The 1,884-nt window shown below is 52.4% G+C and carries 3 protein-coding genes; all 3 read left to right on the top strand.

From position 1 onward, the window contains the following. Positions 1-826, top strand: an 826-nt coding sequence (locus C5O24_RS13035) for an N-acetylglucosamine-6-phosphate deacetylase (protein WP_107681953.1), incomplete at its 5' end; no start/stop codon positions are given. Between the two features lie 173 nt (positions 827-999). Then, positions 1,000-1,626, top strand: coding sequence for a Spi family protease inhibitor (locus tag C5O24_RS13040; RefSeq protein WP_133165600.1), 627 nt, complete (start codon positions 1,000-1,002; stop codon positions 1,624-1,626). 42 nt (positions 1,627-1,668) lie between these two features. Further along, positions 1,669-1,884, top strand: a 216-nt coding sequence (locus C5O24_RS14400; RefSeq protein ID WP_205961129.1) for a hypothetical protein, incomplete at its 3' end; no start/stop codon positions are given.

The following is a 1,884-nucleotide window of genomic DNA, read 5'->3' on the forward strand; positions in this document are numbered from 1 at the left end:
CCTTATGAGAGAGCCCGGCAGCCCCGTGCTGGGTCTTCATCTTGAGGGTCACTACCTCAATCCGGCCATGGCCGGCGGCCAGATGCCGGAGTATATCAAGGATCCCGATCCGAAGGAGTATATCCCCATCGTGGAGCGTTGGCAGTGTATCAAGCGCTGGGATGCCGCTCCGGAGCTGCCCGGCTCCATGCAGTTTGGCAAATACATCACGGCCAAGGGGATTCTCGCCTCGGTGGCTCACACGCAGGCCGAGTATGAGGATATTCTCTCGGCCTGGGAGTCGGGCTACAGCCATGCCACTCATTTCTACAATGCCATGCCGGGCTTCCACAAGCGCCGCGAGTATAAATACGAAGGCACTGTGGAGAGCATCTATCTCATAGATGACATGACGGTGGAGGTGGTGGCCGACGGTATCCATGTGCCGGCCACTATACTGCGTCTGGTCTATAAGGTGAAGGGTGTGGAGCGCGCGTGCGTGATCACCGACGCTCTGGCCTGCGCATGCGCCGAGGACGCCGAGGCGTTCGATCCGCGCGTGATCATCGAGGACGGAGTGTGCAAACTCTCCGACCGCTCGGCTCTTGCAGGCAGCATCGCCACAATGGACCGTCTGATACGCACACTCGTTCAGAAGGCCGACATACCTCTTGACGACGCTGTGCGCATGGCATCGGAGACTCCGGCCAAGATCATGGGTGTCTACGACCGCAAGGGTTCGCTTGCCAAGGGGAAGGACGCCGACATCATAATACTCGACGGCGATCTCAATCTGCGTGCCGTATGGGCGCAGGGCAAGCTCGTGGAGGGCACCAACACCCTCTGATACCTGCCGGGTTAATCAGGAAACTGACCGACAGTATTTGTCGTGGCGCGTTGTGAAGCGCGCATGACGGCGGTGCTGTCGGTTCGTTTTTTTGCTGTCTTATCATGTGGCGCGGCTGCGCGATAACGTGCGGGATCTGTGTGTCAGGAAGTATACGTTAGTGAAGCCGTTGAGTGACAGAAAAGTACGACTGTGGATTGTTTTGGTTAAAAATAATTAATCAACTCTGCGGAGTTTTTTGGTTTGAAAAGAAAAACACTATATTTGTGGCAGTTCCAAGTTTTAATGCATTGACTTTAGGATTTAGACCGACTTTATTAACCTTAAAGAGTGTTCTTATGATTAAAAGAATTGGCTTGTTTCTGCTTCTGCCGATCTTTGCGGCGGGATGCAATCAATCGGAACCAGGTCTGGTGTCTGATGACAGGGAGAATTGTGAACCCACGTATGTCAATGTGATTGATACTGTGTCAGTCATAGATGCTGTCAGGGCGCAGTCAGTGGCGTCGGCTTTCGCACGAATTCATGGTGCCTCCCGTTCGCTCACAGAAAAAACTGTTGAAAGTGTGACGCCTATAAAAGGCTCGGATGGATCGACAGCGTTATATGCTGTCGATTATGCTGATAATGGAGGTTATATAATTGTGTCTGCAACAAAAGCATTGCAGCCGGTGCTCGCTCATATCGAAACCGGAAGCTTTATGGAGGCGAATGCGGAAAAGTCAGGGGTGGGATTGTGGTTACGCAATGCCTGTTCAGCTTCAGAGATGTTGCGCGACGATACTGCGGCAATCCGATAGAATGCCTATGATTGGATGCGTTATACTCTTGCGGTTGAACCTATGTCATCTTCAAGAGCTACGGTGATTTCTGCGGATCTTCAGATGGCGATTGATGAAGAACTCAGCCGCTGGGCTGCAAAGGGATATTATCAGCGCTATACAGTTAAGGATTGGTTGGCGCAAGCTGTACATCGTCCTACGACCGGACTTGAGACGCAGATGAATAATCTAACGTGGACCTCTTCCTTGAGTGGAGGCCCTGTCAATGAGATATCC

Source organism: Paramuribaculum intestinale (assembly GCF_003024925.1).
Taxonomy (GTDB): Bacteria; Bacteroidota; Bacteroidia; order Bacteroidales; family Muribaculaceae; genus Paramuribaculum; species Paramuribaculum intestinale.